Origin of the sequence: Acidovorax sp., assembly GCF_034519795.1 — a bacterium.
Taxonomy (GTDB): domain Bacteria; phylum Pseudomonadota; class Gammaproteobacteria; order Burkholderiales; family Burkholderiaceae_C; genus Acidovorax.
On sequence record NZ_JAXHOB010000014.1, the window covers coordinates 489,637 to 515,096 of the forward strand.

Genomic DNA, 25,460 nt, shown 5'->3' on the forward strand with positions numbered 1-25,460 from the left:
AACGTTTCTTGCATGGGCCCCGTGCATGCCCTCCACCCCTCCGTCCGGCGCCCCGCAGCCTGCCCAGCAGACGATCTTTCGCTTTCGGCGCGAGTACAACGCCTGGGTGGCCGACGAGACCATGGAGGACTACGCGCTGCGCTACACCGCCAAGAGCTTTCGGCGCTGGAGCGAGTTCCGCGTGGCGAACACGGCCTTCGGCTCGCTGTCCTTTCTGGCGCTTGAAGCCATCGGCGGGGCGATTGCACTCAACTACGGGTTTTCCAACGCCATGTGGGCCATCCTCACGGTGGGGGTGCTGATCTTCCTCACCGGGCTGCCCATCGCCTACTACGCGGCGCGCTACGGCCTGGACATGGACCTGCTCACGCGCGGCGCGGGCTTTGGCTACCTGGGCTCGACCATCACCTCGCTGATCTACGCGGTGTTCACCTTCATCTTCTTCGCGCTGGAGGCGGCCATCATGGCGCTGGCGCTGCAGATGGTGGTGGACTGGCCGCTGCAGTGGTGCTACGTGGTCTCGTCCCTGGTCATCCTGCCCCTGGCCATGCGCGGCATCACGCTGATCTCGCGCCTTCAGGCCTGGACGCAGCCGTTGTGGCTGTTTTTGCTGCTGCTGCCCTTCGTCTGGATCGCACTGGCCCAGCCGCAGCTGTACCGTGACTTCGCGGGGCTGTCGGGCCTCAAGAGCGGCAGCAGCCAGTTCAACCTGCTGATGTTCGGCGTGGCGGGCACGGTGATCTTCTCGCTGGTGGTGCAGATCGGCGAGCAGGTGGATTTTCTGCGCTTTTTGCCTGAACGCACGGCCGCCAACCGCTGGCGCTGGTGGGGCGCGGTGCTGGTGGCGGGCCCGGGCTGGATCGTGATGGGCATGCTCAAGATGGCGGGCGGCGCCTTCCTGGCCTTTGCGGCACTGCAGTTCGAGGTGGGCACCACGCGCGCGGCCGAGCCCACGCAGATGTTCCTCGCGGGCTTCCACCAGGTCATGGCGGCGCTGGGCCTGCCGGGCCTGGCGGTGGCGGTCACGGTGCTCTTCGTCGTCGTCTCGCAGATCAAGATCAACCTGACGAATGCCTACGCAGGCTCGCTGGCCTGGTCCAACTTCTTCGCGCGCATCACGCGCAGCCACCCGGGGCGCGTGGTGTGGCTGGTGTTCAACGTGGGCATCGCCACGCTGCTCATGACGCTCGGGGTCTTCGGCGCGCTCGAGAAGGTGCTGGCGGTCTACAGCAACGTGGCCATCGCCTGGGTGGGCGCGCTGGTGGCCGACCTGGTGATCAACAAGCCGCTCGGGCTGTCGCCGCCGGGCATCGAGTTCCGCCGGGCGCACCTGTACGACTTCAACCCCGTGGGCCTGGGCTCCATGGTGCTGGCGGCCACTGTGGCCTGCTGTGCCTATGCGGGCATGCTCGGTGAGATGGCGGCGGCGTTCTCGCCCTTCATCGCGCTGGTGCTGTCGATGGCGCTGGCGCCGCTGCTGGCCTGGGCCACCAAGGGGCGCTACTACCTGGCGCGCCAGCCCGACACCACCTGGCAGCCCGGCGAGGCGGTGCGCTGCACGGTGTGCGAGAACCAGTTCGAATCCGAGGACATGGCGCGCTGCCCGGCCTACGGGGCGGCGATCTGCTCGCTGTGCTGCTCGCTCGAGTCGCGCTGCCACGACCGCTGCAAGACTGGCTCGCGCGCCACCGACCAGCTGCGCGCAGTGGCCGCGTTGCTGTTGCCGCGCCACTGGGCGGCCAAGGTCAACTTCCGCATGGGCCAGTACCTGATGGTGATGGTCTCGCTGTGCGCGGTGATGGTCTTTCTGCTCGGCGTGGTCTATGTGCAGGAGAGCATCGAGACGCCCGCGCAGTTCCTGCGCATGCCGTTCTTCAAGGTGTTCGCGCTGCTGGCCTTGCTGGCCGCCGTGTGCGCCTGGTGGGTGGTGCTGAGCACGGACAGCCGGCGCATGGCGCAGGACGAGTCGGAGCGCCAGACGCAGCTCTTGCTGCAGGAGATCGAGGCGCACAAGCGCACCGACGCCGAACTGCAGGCCGCCAAGGACCAGGCCGAATCGGCCAGCCTGGCCAAGACGCGCTATGTGGCCGGCATGACGCACGAGCTGCGCTCGCCGCTCAACAGCATCCTCGGCTACACCCAGATCCTGCTCAAGAACCCGCAGACCGAGGGCTGGCTGCGCGAGAGCCTGTCCACCATCCAGCACAGCGGGCAGCACATGCATGCGCTGATCGACGGCTCGCTGGAGCTGGCGCGCATCGAGGCCGGCCGCCTGCGCCTGGACCTGCTGCCACTGCCCCTGCCCGAGCTGATCCAGAACGTGGAGGGCATGCTGCGCCCGCAGGCGGAGGCCAGGGGCCTGCGCTTCGTGGTGCAGACCGAGGGCACCATGCCCGGCTGGATACGCGCCGACGCCAAGCGGCTGCGCCAGATTTTGATCAACCTGCTGTCCAACGCGGTGCGCTTCACCGAGCGCGGCGAGGTGCGGCTGCGCCTGGATTTTCGCCCGCATGTCTCGCGCATCGAAGTGATCGACACCGGCATCGGCATCGAGCCGCAAGACCTTGAACGCATTTTCCTGCCGTTCGAGCGTGGCAGCGCCGGCCGCCGCGCGAGCGAGGCCGGCACCGGCCTGGGCCTGACCATCACGCACCTGCTCACGCAGCTCATGGGGGGCGAGCTCACGGTGGCCAGCACGCCCGGCCAGGGCAGCACCTTCACCGTGCGCCTGTACCTGCCCGGCATCTCGCCCGACCCGGCCTGGCGCCCGGCCCACATGGCGGCCCTGCGCCCGGTGATCGGCCACATCGGCCCGCGCCGCACGCTGCTGGTGGTGGACGACCAGCCGCTGCAGCGCCAGCTGCTGGCCGGCCTGCTGGTGCCGCTGGGGTTCATCGTGCGCGAGGCCGCCAGCGGGCGCGAGTGCGTGGAGATCGTGCGCCAGTCCCCGCCCGACCTGGTGCTGCTCGACATCTCCATGGACGACCTCGACGGCTGGCAGACCGCTGGTCTGCTGCGCACCTTGTTGCCCGCCAGCGAATTGCCCATCGTCTTTGTCTCGGCCAACCAGTTCGACCACGAGCCCGGACGCCTGGCGGCCATGCAGGTGCAGGGCTTCGTGGGCAAGCCGGTGATCGAGTCCGAGCTGCTGCGTGCGCTGCAGGCGGCGCTGCAGATCGAATGGGTACACGACAACACGCCACAGCCCCTGCCGCCCCCAGCGGCCCAGGCTGCGGTCCCGGTGCCCTCCCCTGTCAGCCTGCCCCAGGACCTGCGCGACGGCCTGACCCGCCTGGCACGCCAGGGCCAGGCCGGCGCCGTGCGCGAGCTGCTGCGCCAGGCGCGCAGCGAGCTGCCGGCCCATGCTGCCGCGCTGGCCGTGCTGCAGGCCTGCGCAGAGCGTTTCGACTTCGAGGCCCTGGCCCGCCACCTCCGCGAACCCGACCATGAACAGTCCCTTTGACCCATCGGCCCCGGCCAGCCCCGCAGAGCCCGGCCAGCGCGTCATCCTGGTGGTGGACGACGCCCTGGACACCCTGCGCATGCTTTGCGACGCGCTCGCTGCCGAGGGCTATGCCGTGCTGGCGGCGCGCGACGCCGAAGAGGCGCTGCAGCGCTTCGACATGGTGGTGCCCGACGGGGTGCTGCTCGACGCGGTGATGCCCGGCATCGACGGCTTTGCGCTGTGCCGCCAACTCAAGGCCACGCCGCCCTGGTCGCACGTGCCCATCGTGTTCATGACCGGGCTGTCGGACACGGCGCAGATCCTGCAGGGATTCGACAGCGGCGGGGTGGACTACGTAGTCAAGCCGCTGCGCATCCCCGAGGTGCTGGCGCGCCTGGCGACCCACGTGCGCAATGCCCAGGCCACGCGCATGGCGCGCGAGGCTGTGGACGTGGCCGGCCTGGGTGTGGTGGTGCTCGATGGCCAGGGCCGCATGGCCTGGCGCTCACCCCAGGCCACGCGCTGGCTGGAAGATGCCTTTGCCCATGCCCAGGCGCCCGCAGAACTGGCCACCGCCTGGCTGGTGCAGGCCCAGCGCGATGGCGAACAGACCCTGGCATTGGCCGACGGCCGGCAGCTGCTGGCCCGGCACATGGGCGCCAGCGGCCTGGCCGAATCGATGCTGCTGCTCAGCCACGCACGGCCCGAGGCCGCCGCGCCGCGCCGCCTGCAGCAGGTGGCGCTGACGCCGCGCGAGACCGAGGTGCTCTCGTGGCTGACCAAGGGCAAGACCAACCGCGATATCGCCGACATCCTGGGCATGAGCCCGCGCACGGTGAACAAGCACCTGGAGCACATCTTCGAGAAGCTGGGGGTGGAGACACGCACCGCCGCCGCGGCCATGGCGGGCCAGTTGCTGCAAGGCTGAAAGGGCGCCTGTCAGGACTGCGGGGCACCTTGCGCGCTGGCCGGCAGGCCGAACACATGGTCGAACACCCAGTTGAAGGCAAAGGTGTAGCACAGGAAGAAGACGATCATGCCGATGTCCATCACCAGTGCCTGCCACAGGCTGATGTGGAACCACCAGGCAAAGATCGGCACCAGGGTGACCACCAGGCCCATCTCGAAGCTCACGGCATGCACCACGCGGCGGGCGGCGCTGCGCCCGCGCACCTCCTGCCGCGCCTCCCAGCGCTCGAACGCCCAGTTGAACAGCAGGTTCCACGCCACGGCGATCAGGGCCGCCACTGCGGCGATCACGCCGGCATGCGCAGCCCCCTGGCCCGAGAGAAAGGCCAAACCGGCCGTGGCGGCGGCGATGGCGATGAGTTCGTACAGCGTGACGTAGACGACCCGGCGCTTGACGCCCTGCAGGCCGGCGGCAGGCTGCGGCGCTGCCAGAGAAATGGTGGTGTTCTGCGTTTCCATGGCACGAACTTTATGTGCTTTAGACTGATATAAAAAGTTAGCTTATTTCAGTTTTTCTGATAGATTGAGCCAGGTATGGCTTTTTCTTCGGACAACATCCAGGTCTTCCTGTCCGTGCTGGACAAGGGCTCGTTCTCGGCTGCGGCACGCAGCCTCTCGCGCGTGCCCTCGGCCGTGAGCATGGCCATTGCCCACCTGGAGGCGGAGCTGGACATGCCGCTCTTCGACCGCAGCGGCCGCGAGCCCCGGCCCACGGCGGCGGCCCGGGCACTGGAGCCCCAGGCGCGGCTGCTGGCCGGTCAGCTGCAGCAGCTCAACGCGCAGGCGCTGTCGCTCACCCAGGGGCTGGAGGAGCGGCTCACAGTGGCCATTGCGCCCGAGCTGCTGGCTTCGCGCTGGACGGAGCCCATCGCCGCCCTGGCGCGCGAGTACCCGTTGCTGCAGGTGGAGGTGCTGGCCGCGCCCCAGGTCGATGCGCTGGAACTGCTGCACACCGGGCGCGCGCAGCTGGCGCTGGTGTTCGAGCGGCCCAGCATCGACGGGCGCGAGGGCTTTCAGGAGGTAGGCAGCGAAACCCTGGTGGCCGTGATGGCGCCCGACCACCCGGTGCTGCAGGCCGCGCGCGCAGCCGCCACGGAGCGCGGCGAGCCAGCGCGGGAGGCGCAATTGCGCGAAGAGCACCTCACGAGCACGCGGCAGATCGTGGTGGCCAGCCGCGACCTGGCGCAGATCGACCGGCGCTTCGTCTTCGCGCGCCACCACTGGCGCACCGACAACCACCTGGCCGCATTGGGCCTGATCGAAGCCGGCCTGGGCTGGGGCTGGCAGCCGCGCGCCCTGGTGCAGCCGCGCATCGACGCCGGCACCCTGGTGGAGATGCCGTTCGAGAACCTGAGCAATGGCACGGCCCTGTGGGTGGACGTGGTCTGGTCCAAGGAGCGGCCGCTGGGCCTGGGCGCGCGGCGCTTCGTGGACCTGATGTCGCACGACGCGCACCGGGCCGGGCATCCCGCCGAGCAGGCCTGCTCCACGCCCGCATCAGAACACGCGTGACTCGCCGTCCTGCGGTATCCACAGCCGTTGCTGCACGCCAGCCTCTGCGGCCAGGCCCGCCAGACCGGAACGTGTGGTGGGGCAATGGTCCAGGGCTTCCAGGTGGTTGGCCACCACCATGCCGCGTGCCAGGGTGCAGGCCTCGATCATGTCTTGCCCATCCATGAGGATCTCGCCCCCCAGGTCGAAGCGCGCGCCGCCGGCCGGCAGCACGGCCACGTCGGGGCGCAGGCGGGTGAGGCAGTCGCGCACCTCGGGGGTGAGCACGGTGTCCCCGGCGATGTAGACGCTGGGCTCGCCCGGCATCTCGATCAGGTAGCCATGGCCATGCTCCATGAGGCGGCCGACCCAGCCGCGCCCGTGCAGGCAGGCGATGGGCGTGATGTGCCCTGTGCCCATGAAGGGCTGGCGGCCAGGGCCCGCCAGCGGCTGCACCAGCAGGCCGCGCGTGGCGAGGTAGTCGGCGTCGCGGGGCATGCAGAGCACGGGCGTGCCCCTCCCGCGCAGGAACTGCTTGCCCGCCCGGTCCAGGTGGTCGAAGTGGCCGCGCTGGCAATGGGTGATGAGGGCATGCGTCACACGGCCGAGCACGGCGTCGGCCCCTTCGGGCAGCTCCACGATGGGATTGCGGCGGCGCGTGCCGCCCAGGTAGCGCAGCGTGGGCAGGCCGCCCTGGGGCGAGAGCATGGGGTCGACCAGCAAGGCCACGGGTGCGCCCTGGACCGTGAATTCCAGCACGAGGGTGGCATTGCGCAATTGGGTGATCTTCATGGGGTGGTTGCAGGTGCGTTGGTTGAAGCCCTATTGTTCAAAGGCGCCTGCCTGGTGAAAATGGCTGGAATGGACAATTCATTGCCAATCCATGCCACACCCGGGCATTGATCCCTCCATCCCTGACCGCCCCTGGCGACTGGCCCTGCTGCTCTACGAGGGCTGCATGCCCGCAGGCCTGTTTGCCACCGCCGACATGGCGCGCGCGGCCAACCTGCGCGCAGGGCGCCTGCTCTTCGATGTGCAGTGGGTGGGCCTGGGCCGGCAGCCGGTGCCCACCTGGCAGGGACCGGCGTTGACCCCGACGAGCACCCTGGCCCAGGCGCAGGCCGATGCCGTGCTGGTGCCGGGCCTGTGGCTGTCGTCGCCCGACGAAGTCAAGGCCCAGCTGCGCCCCCTGCAGCCCCTGGTGCGGGCGCTGCGCGCCCTGCCGCGCCGCACACAGCTGTGGAGCTACTGCGCCGGCGTGGTGCTGCTGGCCGCCAGCGGCCGACTCGATGGCCACGCGGCCACGGCCACCTGGTGGCTGCAGGCGGCGCTGCAGCAGGAATTCGCGGGTGTGCAGTGGCGCTTCGACGAGCCCCTGGTGGAAGATGCAGCGGCCACCACTGCCGCCGGTGCCAGCGGCTACCTGCCGCTGATGCTGCACGCGCTGGCGGCACGGCTGCCGCCCCAGGCAGTGCAGGACCTGCAGGAGGTGCTGATGCTGCCGCGCCCGCGCACCACCCACCCGGTCTTTGCCGGGCTGGACCTGATGGCCCAGGCGGAGCCCGCCCTGCGCAGCGCCATGCTCTGGGTGCAGCGCAGCCCGGCCCAGGGCCTGTGCCTGGCCGACCTGGCGGTGGCCATGCACCTGTCCACCCGCACCCTGGCGCGGCGGGTGCGTGCGCACACGGGCCTGTCTGCGGCACACTGGATGCGCCGCATCAAGTTGCGGCAGGCTGCAGATGCCCTGTGCCAGACCCGCCATCCGCTCAAGCGCATTGCCCAGGACCTGGGCTTCGCCAGCGAGGCCGGCCTGCACCGGGCCTTTGCCCATGCTACCGGCCAGACCCCCATGGCCTACCGCACGACCCACGGCAACCATTGATATCCCTTTCCACACCACCGGAGACGCACACCATGACCCCTCCCTTCCAGAGCAGCAGCAAGGCCTTCGGCGAGCGCTGGTCGGCCTGGCAGCCCAAGACGGGCGGCAAGAAGGGCAAGGCCTCGTCGCTGGCCGACTGGGATCCGGGCGCCAAGCCGTACTCGCTGGGCAACAAGGCCGAGGACAAGGCTGCCGTCGAAGCCCTGGCGCTGGAGCTCGACGAGTTGCAGAACCTGTTCTATGCCGACAAGCGCTACAAGCTGCTGGTGGTGCTGCAGGGCACCGACACCTCGGGCAAGGACGGCACCATCCGCGGCGTGTTCGGCCGCATGAGCGCCCTGGGCGTGCACACCGTGGGCTGGAAGGCGCCCACCGAGACCGAGCGCGCACACGATTACCTCTGGCGCATCCACCAGCAGGTGCCGCAGGCCGGCGACATCACCGTCTTCAACCGCAGCCACTACGAGGATGTGCTGGTGCCCGTGGTCAACGGCTGGATCACGCCCGAACAGCAACAGCAGCGCCTGGCCCACATCAACGATTTCGAGCGCATGCTCAGCGAGACCGGCACCATCGTGCTCAAGTTCCTGCTGCACATCAGCCCCGAGGAGCAACGCCTGCGCCTGCAGGAGCGGCTGGACGACCCGGCCAAGCACTGGAAGTTCAGCATGGGCGACATCGAGGTGCGCAAGCAGTGGAAGGACTACCGCCTGGCCTACGACACCCTGCTGAACGCCACGCACACGCCCTGGGCCCCCTGGACCATCGTGCCGGCCGACTCCAAGACGCACCGCAACCTGATGATCGCCACCGTGCTGCGCCAGGTGCTGCAGAACCTGGACCTGCGCTACCCGCCAGGCGACCCGTTGCTGGCAGGCTTCAAGGTGGAGTGATTTCCTGACCCTGCGCACAAGCCCCTGGAGAATGGCTTGTGGGGGTATCGAAAGGGCTTTCGGCAGGTTATGCATCAGACGCATAACCCTGTGACACTCTGGCCTTGGACAGCTTTCAGGGGCAGGCATAAGCTTCGTGGCTTGAACTTATCCCACAAGGAAATTCACATGTCGCAATCTTCCGGCGCTCCGGCCACCAGCTCCAAGTTGGGCGCCGTCCATACCCTGCCCTCGTACCTCCAAGCGGACAACCTCGGCCCCTGGGGCGTCTACCTGCAGCAGGTCGACCGCGTCACGCCCTACCTGGGCCACCTGGCCCGCTGGGTCGAGACCCTGAAGCGCCCCAAGCGCGCGCTGATCGTGGACGTGCCGATCGAGCTGGACAACGGCACCATCGCCCACTTCGAAGGCTACCGCGTGCAGCACAACACCTCGCGCGGCCCCGGCAAGGGCGGCGTGCGCTTCCACCAGGACGTGACGCTGTCGGAAGTGATGGCCCTGTCGGCCTGGATGTCGATCAAGAACGCGGCCGTGAACGTGCCCTACGGCGGTGCCAAGGGCGGCATCCGCGTCGACCCCAAGAAGCTCTCGCTCGGTGAACTCGAGCGCCTGACCCGCCGCTACACCAGCGAGATCGGCATCATCATCGGGCCCTCCAAGGACATTCCGGCGCCGGACGTGAACACCAACGGCCAGATCATGGCCTGGATGATGGACACGTACTCGATGAACACGGGCTCCACCGCCACCGGCGTGGTCACCGGCAAGCCCGTGGACCTGGGCGGCTCGCTGGGCCGCGTGGAAGCCACTGGCCGCGGTGTGTTCACCGTGGGTGTGGAAGCCGCCAAGCTGACCGGCATGCAGATCGAAGGCGCCCGCCTGGCCGTGCAAGGTTTTGGCAACGTGGGCGGCATTGCCGGCAAGCTGTTTGCAGAAGCCGGTGCCAAGGTCGTGGCCGTGCAGGACCACACCGGCACCATCTTCAACAGCCAGGGCCTCGATGTGCCGGCCCTGCTGGCCCACGTGAAGATCCGCGGCGGCGTGGGCGACTTTGCCGGCGCCGAAGCCATGAAGCCCGAGGAGTTCTGGGGCGTGGACTGCGAGATCCTGATCCCTGCCGCGCTGGAAGGCCAGATCACCGAGCACAACGCCGGCCAGATCAAGGCCAAACTGGTGATCGAGGGCGCCAACGGCCCCACCACGCCCGAGGCCGACGACATCCTGCACGACAAAGGCGTGCTGGTGCTGCCCGACGTGATCGCCAACGCCGGCGGCGTGACGGTGAGCTACTTCGAATGGGTGCAGGACTTCTCCAGCTTCTTCTGGAGCGAGGACGAGATCAACGCCCGCCTGGTGCGCATCATGCAGGACGCCTTTGCCGGCGTGTGGCAGGTGGCCCAGGAGCACAAGGTGAGCCTGCGCACCGCCACCTTCATCGTGGCCTGCCAGCGCATTCTGCACGCCCGCGAAATGCGCGGCCTGTACCCCTGATCGTTCCTTTCTGACAGCACCGAGCCGCCCATCCGGCGGCCCCCGGTCCGACCCAGCCGCCAGCGCCGCACCCGGTACTGGCGGCTTTTTTCCGGGCGTGCCTGTTGCGTGCGGGCGACGCTGCAGGCCCGCATTCCTGCCTGTTGTCGGCACGATGCGGCCACTCGGCGGCCGCTGAAACAGGCGGATACGCACGCCAACAAATGGAAATGATTGCCCCGCAGGCCGCGTGGGAGACTGCCCTTTCATCTCGGCAATCCCAGGAGACAACGGTGGCCCTTTCCTCCCTGCGCAGCGTCATGGCGCGCTTCATGCTGAGCCGCCTGCGCACCGCCCGCTCGGTGGCCCGCCTGGCCTACCGTCTGCATGGCAGCAAGCGCGCCCTCATCGACCGGCGCGGCACCCTCACCTACCAGCAACTGCACGAGCGCGTGCTGCGCCTGCACGGCTGGATGCAGGCGCAGGGCGTCCAGCAGGGCGACATCGTCTTCACCTGGCTGCCCGAGACCGGCGAACAGTACGAGACGCGCCTGGCCACGTTCGAGAACGGCACCATCTTCGCGAGCTTCCACAAGCACCTGTCGGCGCAGGCCGCACTCGACACGCTGCTGCGCGTGAAGCCCACCGTGTTCATCCACGACCCGGCGCTGAGCGCGCCCATCCTGGCCACCGTGCGCGAGCGCATGCCCGGCCTGCACATCCTGGCCCTGGGCAAGCCCTACGAGGACGCGTTGGCCCAGGCCGCGCCCACGCGCGGCACGGCCAAGGTGCACGAGGACGAGGTGTTCGCGCTGCACATGACCTCGGGCACCACGGGCTTGCCCAAGGCCATCGGCTATACCCACCGCAAGTACCTGGACAGTGTGCGCTTCATCGCGCAGTCGATCAACTTCACGCCCCCGGCCAGCGGCCAGGACATCAACATGCTGGGCCTGCCGCTCACCGGGCCGGGCTCGGGCCTGGTGTTGCCCACGCTGCTCTCGGGCGCGGTGCTGGTGATGCCCGAGAACTTCCGCTCGGCCACGCTGGCCGGGCTGATCGCACGGCACAAGGTTTCGCGCGCCTTCCTCTCGCCATCGGCCATCATCGACCTGCTGGACGACCCGGAGCTGCCGCGCTACCGCCTGGCCTCGCTCACGCATGTGCCCTATGGCTCTGAAATGATGCCCGCAGCCAAGATCGCCGAGGCGATCCGCCATTTCGGGCCTATCTTCCAGCAGGGCTATGGCTGCCTGGAAGCGCTGCCGCCCATTACCTGGCTGCTGCCGCACGAGCATGTGGATGCCAGCGGTGCGCCGGTCAGCCCGGACATTCTCTCGTCCGTAGGCCGCGTGATGCCCGGCGTGGAGGTGGTGATACGCGATGGCGACTTCAACCCGCTGCCCCCGGGCTCCACGGGCCTCATCACGGTACAGACCCCGGTGCAATTCGACCGGTACTGGCACGACACCGAAAAAACAGCCGAGACGCTTCGCAACGGCTGGGTGGTGATGGGCGACATCGGCTATTTCGACCAGGCAGGCTACCTGCACGTGCTGGGCCGCAGTGCCGACCGCGTGCACAAGGACGGCCGCATGCTCAACCCGCGCGAGGTGGAAGAGGTCACGCACCAGCACCCTGCCGTCAAGGAGTGCTGCCTGGTGCAGCACGGCGAGCAGGCCGTGCTGGTGGTAAGCCTGCGCCAGAGCTGGCGCACCGAGCACAACTGGCGCGCGCTGGAGCATGACATCACCGAGTACCTGGGCGAGAACCTGCCTGCGGCGCTGCAGCCGGACCGCGTGCGCATCGTGCCCGAGATCCCGCGCAGCTTCCTCAACAAGATGCTGCGCCGCGAGGTGCGCGCCATGCTGGACGCCGAGGTGCCCGTGGCCGAGCTGGCGCACGCGCTTTGATACGGATGTGCATGCGATCGCATCACCCGTTTCCTATGCCACCGTGGACAGGACCGCGAGCACGCGAGTTCGCGGCGGACAGCGCAATTCAGGTTGGGGGCCCCGCCGGAAGAACCGGGACGACGGGCTCCACCCAGCGCAGGGCCAGGCAGAACGGCTGTGCGCAGGGGGACCGCCCGGAATAGGGGCAGCCGGCCACCTCGCACAGCGGTCGGTCGCGCTCGCGGGCCTCCTGGGTAGGCAGATGCCCGCTGGCCTGGAGCACGGCCATCTGCGTCCAGGGGTCCATGCGCGCCAGCATCTGCTCGCGGCCATACACGGCCGAGCCCTGCTGCGGCGCCATGTCCAGCACCAGCAGGGCGCTGGTGCGCTGGGCCGCGTTGTCGGGCCCTTCGAGCACCAGCGCGAACACGCCGGACTGCAGGGCCTGCGGGTTGCCGGTGAACGGTGCCTGCAAAGGGACGGCGGGTGCAGCCGTCGCCGGGGGCTGGCTTGCCAGCCAGGGTACCGGTACGCGCAGGGTGATCGCAAAGCTGCGCGGCCCCTCGGCCGTCTGCACCGTGCCCTGGGCCACGCGCCAGGTCTGCAGCGGGGGCAGCGTGCCCTCTGCCCCGCCGCCTTCGCCCTGCACCTGGCGTACCAGGTCCGCCGGCCAGGGCTGGATGCCCGCCACGCGCTGGGGCTGCGGCAAGGGGGCGGTGAGCTGCTGCACCAGGGCCACCACCAGGCTGCGAACCGGGGCGCTGACACCGGTGGTCGGCCAGGCCGCAGCGGGCAGCACAGGGGCCGAGGCCGCAGCGGGCGCCCGCACGCCAGGTGCGGCAGGCGATGCAGGCAGCGCCGGTGCGCCCGCCAACGCCGGGCCTTGCGCTGCACGGCTGGTTCGCGCATCCCCTGCGGCATCGCCAGTGCCTTCCAGGCTTTGCCGGGCTTCGGGCGAAATGCTCACGCGCTCGGTGGCTGCGGGCACGGGCGCACCGGTCGGAAGCGGTGGCGGCACCGCACCCGGTGACCCCACCGGAACTGCGGGGCTGCCGCCGTCGGCGGCCGGCGGCACAGGGGGTTTTTGCCCGGTGCCCAGCAGCATGTTCTGCCGCTGCAGGGCGGCCTCGGCCAGCACCTGCGCCACAGGGGGCACAGGGTTGCGGGGAGGATCCACTTGGATGGACATGCCGGTCGTGCAGGGTCGTGGGAACTGGCCCGATTCTGGCGGCAATCGGTCCCCATGACCAGCGCGGTGCCGCAGGGACACCCTGCCCGCCACCGTCGCGGCTAGCGCGGCGCAGGCAGTGCTGCAGCGCTGGCGCCGAACTGAAATCCGTCCACTACCTGCAGCAGCCGTCAGGCGACTGACTCGGGCTGGGAGACCGCCTCCACCACGCGCGCCAGCAGCGCGCCCGCGTAGCGCGCAGGCAGCGGTATCCACACGCGCACCGGGTTGCCCTGGGCCACGGCCACGGGCTGGCCGTGCACGTCGTGCATGCGCTCGAGCCGCAGCGCGATGTTGCCGCTGGGGTGCACCACCTCCAGCAGGTCGCCCACGGCGAAGTGGTTCTTGGTTTCCACCTGCACCCAGTCACCGACCAGGCCCACGGCCTCCTGGCCGTCGACGCCCAGCACCTCGCCTGCGAACTGGCTGCGCTGGGTGGCCGAGTGGCCGCTGAGGTAGTTCTGGTAGTCCTGGCTGGGGCGGCGCTCCAGCAGGCCACCGGTGTAGCCGCGGTTCGAGAGGCCTTCGAGCTCGACCAGCAGTTCGGGATTGAAAGGCCGTCCGGCCACGGCGTCGTCGATGGCGCGGCGGTACACCTGGGCGGTGCGGGCCACGTAGTACAGGCTCTTGGTGCGGCCTTCGATCTTGAGCGAATCCACGCCGATCTGCGCAAGCCGCGCCACATGCTCCACGGCGCGCAGGTCCTTGCTGTTGAGGATGTAGGTGCCGTGCTCGTCTTCCATGATGGGCATGAGCTGGCCGGGCCGGCCGATGTCTTCCAGCAGGTAGACCTGGTCGGCCGCCGGGTGGCGCGCGCCGTCGCCGCAGGTGGAGAAGGACTGCTCGGCCTCCTGCTGGGCGGCGGCGAAGTCGAAGCCGGCCTCCATCTTCTGCGCCACGGCCTCGCCCGTGCTCGCATCCACCTCGGCGCCATGCGTGGCATAGCCCCAGCGGCAGGCATTGGTGCAGGTGCCCTGGTTCGGGTCGCGGCGGTTGAAGTAGCCGCTGAGCAGGCAGCGGCCCGAGTAGGCAATGCACAGGGCACCGTGCACGAACACTTCGAGTTCGATGTCGGGGCACTCCTGGCGGATCTGCGCGATCTCGTCCAGGCTCAGTTCGCGCGAGAGGATGATGCGCTCCACACCCATCTTCTGCCAGAACTTCACGGCCGCCCAGTTGGTGGTGTTGGCCTGCACCGAGAGGTGCACCGGCACCTGCGGCCACTTTTCCTTGACCATCATGATCAGGCCGGCGTCGGCCATGATCAGGGCGTCGGGCTTCAGATCGATCACGGGCTCGATGTCGCGCAGGTAGGTGCGGATCTTGTCGTTGTGCGCGATCAGGTTGCTGGTCACGAAGAACTTCTTGCCGCGCGCATGGGCCTCGGCGATGCCCTGGCGGATCTGCTCCAGGCGGAACTCGTTGTTGCGCGCGCGCAGTGAGTAGCGCGGCTGGCCCGCGTACACGGCATCGGCACCGAAGTCGTAGGCCGCGCGCATCTTGTCGAGCGAGCCGGCGGGCAGCAGCAGTTCAGGGGCTTTGAGGGCGGTCATCGGGGCCATCCAATCGGGTCGTGTGGGGTTCAGCGCGGCACCGGCATGGCGATGGCCTGCGGGAATTCCTCGCCATCGAAGGCCTTGTCGCCATCGGCATCGGCCACGCCGTTGGCGACCAGGCCCTGGAAGTCGAAATGGCGCGGGTCCATGAAGTGCGAGGGCACCAGGTTGCGCAGCGCCACGGCCATGTTCTCGATGCGGCCCGGGTACAGCTGCTGCCAGTCGCGCAGCATCTGCCCGATCTGCTTGCGCTGCAGGTTCTCCTGGCTGCCGCACAGGGTGCACGGAATGATGGGGAAGTTGCGCAGCGCCGCCCAGCGCGTGAGGTCGTCCTCGGCCACATAGGCCAGCGGGCGGATGACGAGGTGGTCGCCCCGGTCGCTCTGCACCTTGGGCGGCATGCCCTTGAGCTTGCCGCCGAAGAACATGTTCAGAAAGAAGGTCTGCAGCATGTCGTCGCGGTGGTGGCCCAGCGCGATCTTGGTGCAACCCAGCTCGTCAGCCACGCGGTAGAGGATGCCCCGGCGCAGGCGGCTGCACAGGCTGCACATGGTCTTGCCCTCGGGCACGTGCTGCTTGACCACGCTGTAGGTGTCGCGCGTCTCGATGTGGAAGGGCACGCCGAGCCCCGCCAGGTACCCGGGCAGCACCTGGGCCGGAAAGCCCGGCTGCTTCTGGTCGAGGTTGACGGCGATCAGCTCGAACCGGTTTCCGTTGCGCTGCTGCAGCATGCGCAGCACGTCGAGCATGCCGTAGCTGTCCTTGCCGCCCGACACGCAGACCATGACCTTGTCGCCATCGGCGATCAGGCCGAAGTCGGCGATCGCCTGGCTCACCTGGCGCACCAGGCGCTTTTCGAGCTTGAGGGCCTCGCGGTCGGTACCGCTCGCCACGGGGGCGGGAGGTACGGTGTCGGCGGGCGAGGTGGGGGCGTCGGTCAGCATGGGCGGGCAGGCAAGGGGTCAGGGCGGCACGCGCGCGCAAGACAAGGCAGTCCTGCGCGCCGATCAGATGCCGCCGAAGGATTTGCTATCTTTCCAATAGCAAAGGGCGATGGGGATTCCATCGCCCAGGTGCGATTTTCGTACAAATCACCGTCCGGCAGAGGCCGGTTGGATCAAGCCTCGGTCAGGCCTCGGCCGGGTAGAACATCTTGCGCGCAGGAACCGTCTCCACGGCGCGCGCAATCGCGCCGATGTGGTCCGGCGTGGTGCCACAGCAACCGCCGACGATGTTCACCAGCCCCTCGGCCGCGAACTCGTGCACCAGCCGGCTCGTGACCTCGGGCGTCTCGTCGAAGCCGGTGTCGCTCATGGGGTTGGGCAGGCCGGCATTCGGGTAGCAACTGATGAAGGTATCGCCCGCCACACGGTTCAGTTCCTGGATGTAGGGGCGCATCAGCGTGGCGCCCAGGGCGCAGTTCAGGCCGATGGCCAGCGGGCGCGCATGGCGCACGCTGTGCCAGAAGGCGGTCACGGTCTGGCCCGAGAGGATGCGGCCCGAGGCATCGGTGACTGTGCCGCTGATGATCAACGGCAGGCGCTGGCCGCTGTGCTCGAAATACTCGTCGATGGCGAACAGTGCGGCCTTGGCGTTCAGGGTGTCGAAGATGGTCTCGACCAGCAGCACGTCGGAGCCGCCTTCGACCAGTGCCTCGGTCTGCTCATAGTAGGCGGCGCGCAGCTGCTCGAAATCGACGTTGCGCGCGCCGGGGTCGTTCACGTCGGGGCTGATGCTGGCCGTCTTGGGCGTGGGGCCCAGGGCGCCCGCCACGAAGCGTGGCTTGTCGGGCGTGCTGTACTTGTCGCAGGCGGCGCGGGCCAGTTGCGCGGATTTGAGGTTCATCTCGCGCGCCAGGTCGGCCATCTTGTAATCCTCCTGCGCGATGGTGGTCGCGCCGAAGGTGTTGGTCTCGATCAGGTCGGCGCCGGCAGCCAGGTAGCGCTCGTGGATGTCGCTGATCACATCGGGCCGCGTGAGGCTCAGCAGTTCATTGTTGCCCTTGACGTCGCGCGGAAAGTCCTTGAACCGGTCGCCCGCCCCGCCGGGGCCGGTGTAGCCCTCGCCCCGGTACTGCGCCTCGCCCAGCTTGAAGCGCTGGATCATGGTGCCCATGGCGCCATCGAGGATGGCGATGCGTTGGGCGAGGATGTCGGGCAGCTGCTGGGCGCGGGTGTAGTGGAGGGCTTGCATCCCCCTATTGTAGAAAGTGCAGCCCAGGCCCGCATGCAGCGCACAATATGCGCCTGCCGCGCAAGATGCCACAGGCACCCTGCAAGGCCCCTATTGATACCAACTGGCTGCCATCGCTTGCTGAAAGAGCGCCAACGGCCCTTAAACCCGAGTATTCGTTTGTCTTCTCGTCCTTTGTCATCCGCCCCATCACCCGCCCACACCGTCCTGCACGACGTCTTCGGCTACGAGCAGTTCCGGGGCCCGCAGCAGGACATTGTCGAGCACGTGATCGGCGGCAGCGATGCGCTGGTGCTCATGCCCACGGGCGGCGGCAAGTCGCTGTGCTACCAGGTACCGGCCATCGTGCGCCAGCAGCAGGGGCGCGGGGTGACCATCGTCATCTCGCCCCTGATCGCGCTGATGCACGACCAGGTGGGCGCCCTGCACGAAGCCGGGGTGGATGCGGCCTTCCTGAACTCCACGCTGAGCTTCGACGAAGCGCAGGACGTGGAGTTTCGCCTGCAGACCGGCGCCATCACCCTGCTCTATGCGGCGCCCGAGCGGCTGAACACGCCGCGCTTCCTGGGCCTGCTCGACAGCCTGTACAACGAGGGGCACCTGTCGCTCTTCGCCATCGACGAGGCGCATTGCGTGAGCCAGTGGGGCCACGACTTCCGCCCCGAATACCGTGCCCTCACCGTGCTGCACGAGCGCTACGCCGGCGTGCCGCGCATCGCGCTCACCGCCACAGCCGACGACCTGACGCGCGCCGACATCATCGAACGCCTGCAGCTCGAAGATGCGCGGCTGTTCATCAGCAGTTTCGACCGGCCCAACATCCGCTACACCATCGTCGAGAAGAAGGACGCCACCACCCAGTTGCTGCGCTTCATCGAGCGCGAGCACGCGGGCGAGGCCGGCGTGGTGTACTGCCAGTCGCGCAAGCGCGTGGAGGAACTGGCCTCGACCCTGAGCGACGCGGGCCTCACGGCCCTGCCCTACCACGCGGGGCTCGACACCAAGGTGCGCCAGAAGAACCAGGACCGCTTCCTGCGCGAGGAGGGCATTGTGATGGTGGCCACCATCGCCTTCGGCATGGGCATCGACAAGCCCGACGTGCGCTTCGTCGCGCACGTGGACATGCCCAAGAACATCGAGGGCTACTACCAGGAGACCGGCCGCGCCGGCCGCGACGGCCTGAACGCCGACGCCTGGATGGCCTATGGCCTGAACGACGTGGTGAACCAGCGCCGCATGATCGACGAGAGCCCCGCCGGCGAGGAGTTCAAGCAGGCGCTGCGCGGCAAGCTCGATGCGCTGCTGGCGCTGGCCGAGGCCACCGATTGCCGCCGCGTGCGCCTGCTGGCCTATTTCGGCGAAGAATCCACGCCCTGCGGCAACTGCGACAACTGCCTCACGCCCCCGGCCATCTGGGATGCGACCGACGCGGCGCGCAAGCTGCTGTCCACCATCTACCGGGTGCAGCAGGTCAGCCGCATCGGCTTTGGCGCGGGCCACATCATGGACATCCTGCGCGGCAAGAAGACCGAGAAGGTGCTGCAGTTCGGGCACGAGAAGATCTCCACCTTCGGCATCGGGGCCGACCTGTCCGAGCCTCAGCTGCGCGGTGTTTTGCGCCAGTTGATCGCCACAGGCGCCCTGGGGCTGCAGAAGGTGATGCTCGACAGCGGCCACAGCTTCGACACCCTGTGCCTGACCGAAGGCTCGCGCGCCGTGCTCAAGGGCGAGGTGCCCGTGCAGCTGCGCGAATCGGTCTCGGCCGCACCGGCCAAGCGCACCCGCAAGGGCAGTGCCCCGCCGGCAGCGGCCGCCAACCTGGGGCCCGATGCGCAGGTGCGCTTCATCAACCTCAAGGCCTGGCGCGCCGAGGTGGCCAAGGAGCACAACCTGCCGGCCTACGTGATCTTCCACGATGCCACCCTGGCCGCGATTGCCGAGCGCAACCCCGCCACCCTGGAAGACCTGCAGGGCATCAGCGGCATGGGTGCCAAGAAGCTCGAAGCCTACGGCAGCGAGGTGCTGCGCGTCTGCGCGCAGTAGGACTTCAGCGACCGGGCTTCTTGCCCGGGAAGAAGGTCTGGGTGATGGCCCGGCCGATCTGCTCGAAAGCCCTGCCCGCCTCGCCATGCTCGTCTAGGTCCTCGGCGCAGGTGGCCACCATGATGGCGGCATGGCCGCCGTCCTGCGGGTTGACCACGCCCATGTGGCAGGCGCGGTGCAGCTGGGTGCCCGTTTTGTGGATGAAGCGCTCGCTGCGCGGCAGTCCGGCTTCGAGCCGGTAGGCGTCGTAGGTGGCGTACTTCAGGTTGGTGAACAGGCGCTGCTGGTGGGCGGGCGAGAGCAGCTTGCCGGTGACCAGCTTCTCCAGCATGCCGCCGTAGGATGTAAGCGGTGCCGAATTGAGTCCGCGCGCGTAATAGCGCTGGTAGGCCTCGTCCATGGTCTTCACGCGCAAGTCGGTCGTGGTCACGTCGATGGTGCGCGCCAGCGCATCCACGCGCTTCGGCCCCATCGGTGCCGCAGCCAGGCGCACCAGGTCCATGTTGGCCATCTTGCGCGCGTCGGGGTGCAGCTCGGCATACACGTCGTAGCGCACCTGCGTGAAATTGGTGATGCGCTCGAATCCCCTGGTCCCCAGCAGGTCGCGCGCGCGGCGCTGCAGCGCAGCGTCGCCAATGGTGCGCATCAGCATGTTGGCCGCAGTGTTGTCGCTCTCCATGAGCATGCGCTTGAGCAGTGCGTCCACCCGGTAGCGGGTGCCGGCCTTGTTCCAGACCACGTTGCCCGAGCCGTCGACCTTGTCCGTGTCCTGCAGCGTCACCTGCTCGGCCAGGCTGTGTTTTCCCTGCTCGACCTCCTGCAGAAGGGCAATGGCCACCGGCAGCTTGGCCGAGGAGCCCAGGTACCAGGGCCTATCGGCCTGGTAGGACAGCACTTCGCCCGTGTCCAGCCGCTTGACATAGACCCCGAGCTGCCCGGGCGTGGCCTTGTCGATCTTCTCGATCTGCTGGCGCAGCGCGTCACTCCACGCAGCGGCATGCGCGGCCAGGCTAGCGCTCGCCAGGGTCAGCGCGGTGCACCACGCGCGCAACAGGGGGACACTCGGGGTCATGGGTCAATCCGTCGGTGAGCAGGCCAGAGTTGCACAGGGCCGCCCCCACGTCGCGCAGGGCACGGTCTGAACGCGCGCTGGACAGCTCTCCGCGCGTGCAGGCGACCACGATAACCCGCTGGTCCCGGCCCAGACGTGGGACAGTGACCAATCCGGAGTCGCAGGTGCGCGCCCTTTGCGTGCCGGTCTTGTGCGCAAAGCGCGCCGTCCTGGGCAGGCCGGCCTGCACCCGGTGGACGCCCGTCTGCACCCGCTCCATCACCCCCAGCAGGTAGCGGGTATGCGCGGCATTCAGCGCCTTGCCGTTGACCAGCAGCTCCAGCAGATCGGCATAGGCATCGAGCCGGCCCGAGTTCAGGCCGCTGGCATAGTAGGCCTCGAAGGCGTCGCCCACGCTGGGCAGCAGGAAGGCCGACACGGGCACATGCAGCAAGCGGGACAGCACCTGCACCCGGTCCGCGTCGCTGCGCTGCTGCTTGATCACCAGGAAGTCATGGCCCGAGAGGTGCGATGCCTGCGGCGTCAGGTAGCCATAGGCATGGCGGCGCACGTCGGCCAGGCTGGTGATGCGCTCGAAGCCGCGCGGCACGAGCTGCTCGACCAGGGCATTGACCGCGCGGATGCCGACCAGCCCGATCAGCATGTCGCTGGCGGTGTTGTCGCTGTAGATGACCATCTGCTCAAGCAGGTAGCGGATGCTCAGCGCCGCGCCCACGGGCTTGGCGTTGGTCTGGCCGGCACCGTCCACATAGTCCGAGGCGCGCACGCGCAGCTTGGTATCCAGCGCGAACTCGCCCCGCTCCACGGCCTGCAGCACCGCCAGCGCCACCGGGATCTTCACCGTCGAGGCCAGGTACCAGCGCTCCTGGCCGCCGTGGGACACGGCGATGCCGCTGTCCAGATCGCGCACGTAGACACCGATGCCGGCGGTGTTCTGCGCCGCCACCTGGTTGAGCTGCTCCTGCAGCAGTTCGGGCCAGGCTGGGCGCGGCGACGAGGCGCCCTGGGGATGCGCAGGGCCCGCAGCCACCACTGCGGCGGACAAGGTCAACGAAAGGATGAAAGCCTGCAAACGGGCGATGGCGCGCACCTCCGTAAACCTGCAACAGTACACCCTAGCCCCGACAGGGGCCGTAACACTCTGTGATTCCGAGGGCTACGGCACCTGGGGTCTCAGCCTTCCTGCAGCAGCGGTGAGCGCAGGATGATCTGCGCCGTGGCGAACAGGTGGGCGTCGATGGCTGCGAAAGCCCGGGCCTTGTCGCGCGCCAGGGCCGCCTCCATGATCTGGCGGTGCTCGCCGCGCACGTCGCGGTGGTCGCTGCTCAGCGGTACCGAAAGACGGCGGTAGCGCTCACTCTGGCGGTAGAGCATGTGGCGCATGCGCAGCAGCCACTGGTTGGGGCAGGCACCAACCAGCGCCTCGTGGAACTCGCCATGCGCGTCGTTCCAGGCGGTGGTGGACCGCGCCTCGGCTTCCGACGGCAGGGACTGCAGCCGCTCCATGCGATGGGCTGCCGCGACGATGCGCGTCTCCCACTCCACGCCGCCGTGCTCCATGGCCTGGCCCAGGCACAGGGATTCCATCTCCACGCGGGCACGGGTCAGGTCCAGCAGCTCTTCCTTGCTCACCGGGCTCACGCGGTAGCCGCGGTGCGACTCGCCCATCACCATGCCCTCGGCCCCCAGGCGCGACAGCGCCTCACGCACGGCGCCCAGGCTCAGCTCCAGCCGTTCTTCGATGGCCTTGATGTTCAGCTTGGTGCCCGGCGGCAGGCGCCCGTCGAGGATTTCGGCACGGATCAGGTCGCAGGCGGTCTCGGCCTGGGTGCGCTTGGGAAGGGTGGTCTGCATGGCCTGCGTATTTTATGCGGGAATCTACCAAGAGAAGAATAATAGATTATTTGATCAAATATATATCCATACAGCCAGACCCCGAGGTTCTTGGCTGCCCACCAGGAGAACCGATGAAATTGCTTCGTTTCCAATCGGCCGGTCGCAACGGCTGGGCCGTGTGCCACCCGGCCACCGGCGCATGGCATGGCACCACCGAAGGCCATGGCGCCTACCCCGGCGATGTGGATGACCTGCTGCGCCAGGGGCGTGCAGCGCTCGACGCCGCTGCCGCCGCCATGGCCCGCCAGGGCGCCGTGGACCTGGCTGCCGTACAGCTGCTGGCGCCCGTGGCCCGGCCGGCCAAGATCATCTGCGTGGGCCTGAACTACCGCGACCACACGGCCGAAAGCGGCTTCGTGCAGCCCGCCTACCCCACGCTGTTCGCGCGCTTCAACTCCAGCGTGATCGCGCATGGCGCACCGCTGCTGCACTCACCGCTGTCGGATTCGCTCGATTTCGAAGGCGAGCTGGTGGCGGTGATCGGCACCGGCGGCAGCCGCATCGCGCGGGAAGACGCGCTCTCCCACGTGCTGGGCTATTCGGTCTTCAACGACGCCAGCGTGCGCGAGTACCAGTTCAAGACGCCGCAGTGGACCATGGGCAAGAACTTCGATGGCACCGGCGCCTTCGGCCCCTGCCTGGTGACCGCCGACGAACTGCCGCCGGGCGCGCGCGGCCTGCTGCTGGAAACCCGCCTGAACGGCCAGACCGTGCAGTCGGCCAACACCGACGACATGGTGTTCGACATCGAGTCGCTGATCGTCACCATCAGCGAGGCCATCACGCTCGAAGCGGGCGACCTCATCGTGGCCGGCACCCCGGCGGGCATCGGCCACGCCCGCGAGCCACGCCTGTACATGAAACCGGGCGACGTCTGCGAGGTGCAGATCGAGCGCATCGGCCTGTTGCGCAACCCCGTGCACGCCGTGGCCGCCACGGCACCCCGCCCCTTCGAGACCGCCACCGCATAACGCCCAACCCCAGGAGACTGCCATGCCATTGAACCGACTGCTGCGCACCGCCCTCATCGGCACCCTCACCGCCCTGGCCGCCCTCAGCGTGCAGGCCCAGGACGCCAAGCCCCGCACCGCCCGCTTCGGCCATGGCCTGGCCGACAACCACCCGGCCGGCCTGGCGGCCAAGCAGTTCGCCACCGACATGGACAAGGCCACCGGCGGCAAGATGAAGATCACCGTGATCGCCAACCAGGCCCTGGGGCCCGACCCGCAGATGCTGGGCGCCCTGCAGGGCGGCGTGCAGGAGTTCTACACCGGCAGTGCGTTGGCGCTGCTGGGCCAGGTCAAGGAACTCGGCTTCCAGGACGTGCCCTTCCTGTTCAACACCGAGGCCGAGGCGCATGCGGTGTTCGACGGCCCCGTGGGCCAGCACCTGAACACCAAGCTCGCTGGCGTGGGCATCCACGTGCTGGGCTGGTGGGAGAATGGCTTTCGCCACATCACCAACTCGCGCCGCCCGGTCCACAAACTCGACGACCTCAAGGGCCTGAAGCTGCGCACCCAGCCCAACCCGCTCACGCTCGATGCGTTCAAGGCCATCGGCGCCAACGCCTCGCCGCTGCCCTGGTCCGAGCTGTTCGTGGCGCTGGAGACCAAGGCCTTCGATGGCCAGGAGAACCCCATCGTGCTGATGTACACCCAGCGCTTCTATGAAGTGCAGAAGTACATGACGCTCTCGGGCCACGTCTACTCGCCGCTGATCTTCGCGGTGTCCAAGAAATACTGGGACAGCCTCTCGGCCGACGAGAAACAGATGATGACCAGCGCCGCCAAGAGCGCCACGGCCTACCAGCGCAAGACCACCGCCGCCGAGGCCGGTGCGGCCCTGCAGGGCATGAAGGACAAGGGCATGCAGGTGACGCAGTTCTCCGAAGCCGACCTGCAGGCCATCCGCGACAAGGTGCCGCCAGCGATTGCGCCGCACCTGGAAAAGATCGGGCCCGAGTTCATGGCCCTGGTGCGCAGCGAGATCGCCAAGGCGCGCGGCGCGGCCAAGCCGCAGTGATGGACATGCCCGACCGCTCGCCCTTGCCGCCCGCCTTCCTCGACGCACTGGGCCAGTTGCTCGGCCCGCGCCTGTCCACCAGCGTGGCGGTGCGCGAGCACCACGGGCGCGACGAGTCGATCTTTGCCGCCATGCCGCCCGACGCCGTGGCCCATGCACGCACGCAGGGCGAGGTGGTGGCCATCGTGCGCCTGTGCCGCGAGCACCGCGTGCCGCTGGTGCCCTACGGGGCGGGCTCGTCGCTCGAAGGCCACACCCTGGCCATGCGCGGCGGCCTCACGCTGAACCTGCAGCAGATGGACCAGGTGGTCGCCATCCACCCCGAGGACCAGACCGCCACCGTGCAGCCAGGCGTGACGCGCAAGGCGCTCAACGCGGAACTGCGCGATACCGGCCTGTTCTTCCCCATCGACCCCGGGGCCGACGCGACCATCGGCGGCATGTGCGCCACCCGCGCCAGCGGCACCAACGCCGTGCGCTACGGCACCATGCGCGAAAACGTGCTCAACCTGACCGTGGTGACGGCCGATGGCGAGGTGGTGAAGACCGGCCAGCGCGCGCGCAAATCGGCTGCGGGCTATGACCTCACGCGGCTGTTCGTGGGCTCCGAAGGCACGCTGGGCGTGGTGGTGGAGGCCACGGTGCGCCTGTACCCGCTGCCCGAGAGCGTGATGGCTGCCGTGTGCGCCTTTCCCGACATCGATGCCGCCGTGCAGGTGGTGGTGCAGACCATCCAGCTCGGCGTGCCGATCGCGCGCTGCGAGTTCGTCGACGCCACGGCCATCCGCGCGCTCAACGGCTACAGCCGCACCGGCCTGCCCGAGCAGCCGCATCTGTTCTTCGAATTCCATGGCAGTGCGGCCGGCGTGCAGGAGCAGGTGGCCACCGTACAGGCCCTGGCGCTGGACGGCGGCGGCGCGCAGTTCCAGTGGGCGAGCAGCCCCGAGGAGCGCACGCGCCTGTGGGAGGCGCGCCACAACGTCTACTTCGCCGCGCTGCAGCTGCGCCCGGGCTGCCGCTCGGTGGTCACCGATGTCTGCGTGCCGATCTCGCGCCTGGCCGAATGCGTGGGCCAGACCGCGCAGGACCTGCAGCAGTCGGGCATGCTCGCGCCCATCGTCGGACATGTGGGCGATGGCAACTTCCATGTGCAGATGCTGGTGGATGCAGGCAACCACGCTGAGGTGGAACAGGCCGAAGCGCTCAATGCCCGCCTGGTGCGGCGCGCCCTGGCCATGGACGGCACCTGCACCGGCGAGCACGGCGTGGGCCTGCACAAGCAGGGCTTCCTGCTCGACGAACTGGGCGCCGCCCCGGTGGAACTGATGCGCCAGATCAAGCACGCCATGGACCCGCACAACCTGATGAACCCCGGCAAGATCTTCGCGTTCTGACGCGGGCCCCC

General features: G+C 68.7%; 20 protein-coding genes. 11 read left to right on the forward strand and 9 right to left on the reverse strand.

The features are described from left to right. Positions 1 to 25: 25 nt before the first annotated feature. On the forward strand, positions 26 to 3,463 hold the full coding sequence (locus tag U5N23_RS19070; protein ID WP_322594306.1) for an ATP-binding protein: 3,438 nt from the start codon (positions 26 to 28) through the stop codon (positions 3,461 to 3,463). Next, positions 3,447 to 4,373, forward strand: a complete 927-nt coding sequence (locus tag U5N23_RS19075) for a response regulator (RefSeq protein WP_322594307.1) — start codon at positions 3,447 to 3,449, stop codon at positions 4,371 to 4,373. Before U5N23_RS19070 ends, U5N23_RS19075 begins: the two co-directional genes overlap by 17 nt. Positions 4,374 to 4,384: 11 nt before the next feature. Here the strand turns inward: U5N23_RS19075 and U5N23_RS19080 are convergent, their stop codons facing one another. Beyond that, complete coding sequence (locus U5N23_RS19080; protein WP_322594308.1) at positions 4,385 to 4,873, reverse strand: PACE efflux transporter; 489 nt, start codon at positions 4,871 to 4,873, stop codon at positions 4,385 to 4,387. 75 nt (positions 4,874 to 4,948) lie between these two features. Between U5N23_RS19080 and U5N23_RS19085 the strand changes: the two genes are divergently transcribed. Continuing rightward, positions 4,949 to 5,926, forward strand: a complete 978-nt coding sequence (locus tag U5N23_RS19085) for a LysR family transcriptional regulator (RefSeq protein ID WP_322594309.1) — start codon at positions 4,949 to 4,951, stop codon at positions 5,924 to 5,926. On the opposite strand, the gene U5N23_RS19090 is transcribed toward U5N23_RS19085, so the two are convergent. Further along, positions 5,912 to 6,697, reverse strand: coding sequence for an MBL fold metallo-hydrolase (locus U5N23_RS19090; RefSeq protein WP_322594310.1), 786 nt, complete (start codon positions 6,695 to 6,697; stop codon positions 5,912 to 5,914). The genes U5N23_RS19085 and U5N23_RS19090 overlap by 15 nt on opposite strands. Before the next feature lie 91 nt (positions 6,698 to 6,788). On the opposite strand from U5N23_RS19090, the gene U5N23_RS19095 reads away from it, so the two are divergent. From U5N23_RS19095 to U5N23_RS19110, 4 genes are all read left to right on the forward strand, one after another. Next, on the forward strand, positions 6,789 to 7,787 hold the full coding sequence (locus tag U5N23_RS19095) for a GlxA family transcriptional regulator (protein WP_322594311.1): 999 nt from the start codon (positions 6,789 to 6,791) through the stop codon (positions 7,785 to 7,787). A gap of 32 nt (positions 7,788 to 7,819) precedes the next feature. Further along, entirely contained in the window at positions 7,820 to 8,680 is an 861-nt protein-coding gene (locus U5N23_RS19100) for a PPK2 family polyphosphate kinase (RefSeq protein WP_322594312.1), read from the forward strand. A 168-nt stretch (positions 8,681 to 8,848) separates the two neighbouring features. Continuing rightward, positions 8,849 to 10,171 carry a Glu/Leu/Phe/Val dehydrogenase gene (locus tag U5N23_RS19105; RefSeq protein ID WP_322594313.1) on the forward strand — a complete coding sequence of 441 codons (1,323 nt, stop codon included), beginning with the start codon at positions 8,849 to 8,851 and terminating at the stop codon, positions 10,169 to 10,171. A gap of 272 nt (positions 10,172 to 10,443) precedes the next feature. Next, complete coding sequence (locus U5N23_RS19110; protein WP_322594314.1) at positions 10,444 to 12,063, forward strand: class I adenylate-forming enzyme family protein; 1,620 nt, start codon at positions 10,444 to 10,446, stop codon at positions 12,061 to 12,063. A gap of 88 nt (positions 12,064 to 12,151) precedes the next feature. Here the strand turns inward: U5N23_RS19110 and U5N23_RS19115 are convergent, their stop codons facing one another. The 4 genes from U5N23_RS19115 to U5N23_RS19130 all read right to left on the reverse strand — a co-directional run bounded on the left by U5N23_RS19115 (position 12,152) and on the right by U5N23_RS19130 (position 17,022). Further along, complete coding sequence (locus U5N23_RS19115) at positions 12,152 to 13,234, reverse strand: hypothetical protein (protein WP_322594315.1); 1,083 nt, start codon at positions 13,232 to 13,234, stop codon at positions 12,152 to 12,154. Between the two features lie 170 nt (positions 13,235 to 13,404). After that, a complete protein-coding gene (gene yegQ, locus U5N23_RS19120) occupies positions 13,405 to 14,826 on the reverse strand; it encodes a tRNA 5-hydroxyuridine modification protein YegQ (RefSeq protein WP_322594316.1) in 1,422 nt (473 codons plus the stop codon). Positions 14,827 to 14,855: 29 nt separating this feature from the next. Next, a complete protein-coding gene (gene ttcA, locus U5N23_RS19125) occupies positions 14,856 to 15,773 on the reverse strand; it encodes a tRNA 2-thiocytidine(32) synthetase TtcA (protein WP_322594317.1) in 918 nt (305 codons plus the stop codon). Between the two features lie 184 nt (positions 15,774 to 15,957). Next, positions 15,958 to 17,022, reverse strand: a complete 1,065-nt coding sequence (locus tag U5N23_RS19130; protein WP_322594318.1) for a homocysteine S-methyltransferase family protein — start codon at positions 17,020 to 17,022, stop codon at positions 15,958 to 15,960. A gap of 33 nt (positions 17,023 to 17,055) precedes the next feature. On the opposite strand from U5N23_RS19130, the gene recQ reads away from it, so the two are divergent. Then, on the forward strand, positions 17,056 to 19,065 hold the full coding sequence (gene recQ, locus U5N23_RS19135) for a DNA helicase RecQ (RefSeq protein ID WP_416208634.1): 2,010 nt from the start codon (positions 17,056 to 17,058) through the stop codon (positions 19,063 to 19,065). Positions 19,066 to 19,069: 4 nt separating this feature from the next. Here the strand turns inward: recQ and U5N23_RS19140 are convergent, their stop codons facing one another. The 3 genes from U5N23_RS19140 to U5N23_RS19150 form a co-directional block, all read right to left on the reverse strand. Then, positions 19,070 to 20,137: a serine hydrolase gene (locus tag U5N23_RS19140; RefSeq protein WP_322594320.1), complete on the reverse strand. Its 1,068-nt coding sequence runs from the start codon at positions 20,135 to 20,137 to the stop codon at positions 19,070 to 19,072. Further along, entirely contained in the window at positions 20,076 to 21,182 is a 1,107-nt protein-coding gene (locus tag U5N23_RS19145) for a serine hydrolase (RefSeq protein ID WP_322594321.1), read from the reverse strand. Before U5N23_RS19145 ends, U5N23_RS19140 begins: the two co-directional genes overlap by 62 nt. Positions 21,183 to 21,310: 128 nt before the next feature. Then, on the reverse strand, positions 21,311 to 21,991 hold the full coding sequence (locus U5N23_RS19150) for a GntR family transcriptional regulator (RefSeq protein ID WP_322594322.1): 681 nt from the start codon (positions 21,989 to 21,991) through the stop codon (positions 21,311 to 21,313). 113 nt (positions 21,992 to 22,104) lie between these two features. On the opposite strand from U5N23_RS19150, the gene U5N23_RS19155 reads away from it, so the two are divergent. From U5N23_RS19155 to U5N23_RS19165, 3 genes are read left to right on the forward strand one after another with little or no spacing between them, the layout of a single operon-like run. Beyond that, a complete protein-coding gene (locus U5N23_RS19155; RefSeq protein WP_322594323.1) occupies positions 22,105 to 23,004 on the forward strand; it encodes a fumarylacetoacetate hydrolase family protein in 900 nt (299 codons plus the stop codon). Between the two features lie 22 nt (positions 23,005 to 23,026). After that, entirely contained in the window at positions 23,027 to 24,055 is a 1,029-nt protein-coding gene (locus tag U5N23_RS19160) for a TRAP transporter substrate-binding protein (RefSeq protein ID WP_322594324.1), read from the forward strand. After that, on the forward strand, positions 24,055 to 25,449 hold the full coding sequence (locus U5N23_RS19165; RefSeq protein ID WP_416208635.1) for an FAD-binding oxidoreductase: 1,395 nt from the start codon (positions 24,055 to 24,057) through the stop codon (positions 25,447 to 25,449). The genes U5N23_RS19160 and U5N23_RS19165 overlap by 1 nt, the downstream gene beginning before the upstream one ends. Positions 25,450 to 25,460 lie beyond the last annotated feature (11 nt).

Excerpts from the sequence above, each read along its gene's own strand:
- U5N23_RS19070 (WP_322594306.1), top strand. The coding sequence starts at position 26 with ATGCCCTCCACCCCTCCGTCCGGCGCCCCGCAGCCTGCCCAGCAGACG.
- U5N23_RS19075 (WP_322594307.1), top strand. The coding sequence starts at position 3,447 with ATGAACAGTCCCTTTGACCCATCGGCCCCGGCCAGCCCCGCAGAGCCC.
- U5N23_RS19080 (WP_322594308.1), bottom strand. The coding sequence starts at position 4,873 with ATGGAAACGCAGAACACCACCATTTCTCTGGCAGCGCCGCAGCCTGCC.
- U5N23_RS19085 (WP_322594309.1), top strand. The coding sequence starts at position 4,949 with ATGGCTTTTTCTTCGGACAACATCCAGGTCTTCCTGTCCGTGCTGGAC.
- U5N23_RS19090 (WP_322594310.1), bottom strand. The coding sequence starts at position 6,697 with ATGAAGATCACCCAATTGCGCAATGCCACCCTCGTGCTGGAATTCACG.
- U5N23_RS19095 (WP_322594311.1), top strand. The coding sequence starts at position 6,789 with ATGCCACACCCGGGCATTGATCCCTCCATCCCTGACCGCCCCTGGCGA.
- U5N23_RS19100 (WP_322594312.1), top strand. The coding sequence starts at position 7,820 with ATGACCCCTCCCTTCCAGAGCAGCAGCAAGGCCTTCGGCGAGCGCTGG.
- U5N23_RS19105 (WP_322594313.1), top strand. The coding sequence starts at position 8,849 with ATGTCGCAATCTTCCGGCGCTCCGGCCACCAGCTCCAAGTTGGGCGCC.
- U5N23_RS19115 (WP_322594315.1), bottom strand. The coding sequence starts at position 13,234 with ATGTCCATCCAAGTGGATCCTCCCCGCAACCCTGTGCCCCCTGTGGCG.
- yegQ (WP_322594316.1), bottom strand. The coding sequence starts at position 14,826 with ATGACCGCCCTCAAAGCCCCTGAACTGCTGCTGCCCGCCGGCTCGCTC.
- ttcA (WP_322594317.1), bottom strand. The coding sequence starts at position 15,773 with ATGCTGACCGACGCCCCCACCTCGCCCGCCGACACCGTACCTCCCGCC.
- U5N23_RS19130 (WP_322594318.1), bottom strand. The coding sequence starts at position 17,022 with ATGCAAGCCCTCCACTACACCCGCGCCCAGCAGCTGCCCGACATCCTC.
- recQ (WP_416208634.1), top strand. The coding sequence starts at position 17,056 with ATGCAGCGCACAATATGCGCCTGCCGCGCAAGATGCCACAGGCACCCT.
- U5N23_RS19140 (WP_322594320.1), bottom strand. The coding sequence starts at position 20,137 with ATGACCCCGAGTGTCCCCCTGTTGCGCGCGTGGTGCACCGCGCTGACC.
- U5N23_RS19150 (WP_322594322.1), bottom strand. The coding sequence starts at position 21,991 with ATGCAGACCACCCTTCCCAAGCGCACCCAGGCCGAGACCGCCTGCGAC.
- U5N23_RS19155 (WP_322594323.1), top strand. The coding sequence starts at position 22,105 with ATGAAATTGCTTCGTTTCCAATCGGCCGGTCGCAACGGCTGGGCCGTG.
- U5N23_RS19160 (WP_322594324.1), top strand. The coding sequence starts at position 23,027 with ATGCCATTGAACCGACTGCTGCGCACCGCCCTCATCGGCACCCTCACC.
- U5N23_RS19165 (WP_416208635.1), top strand. The coding sequence starts at position 24,055 with ATGGACATGCCCGACCGCTCGCCCTTGCCGCCCGCCTTCCTCGACGCA.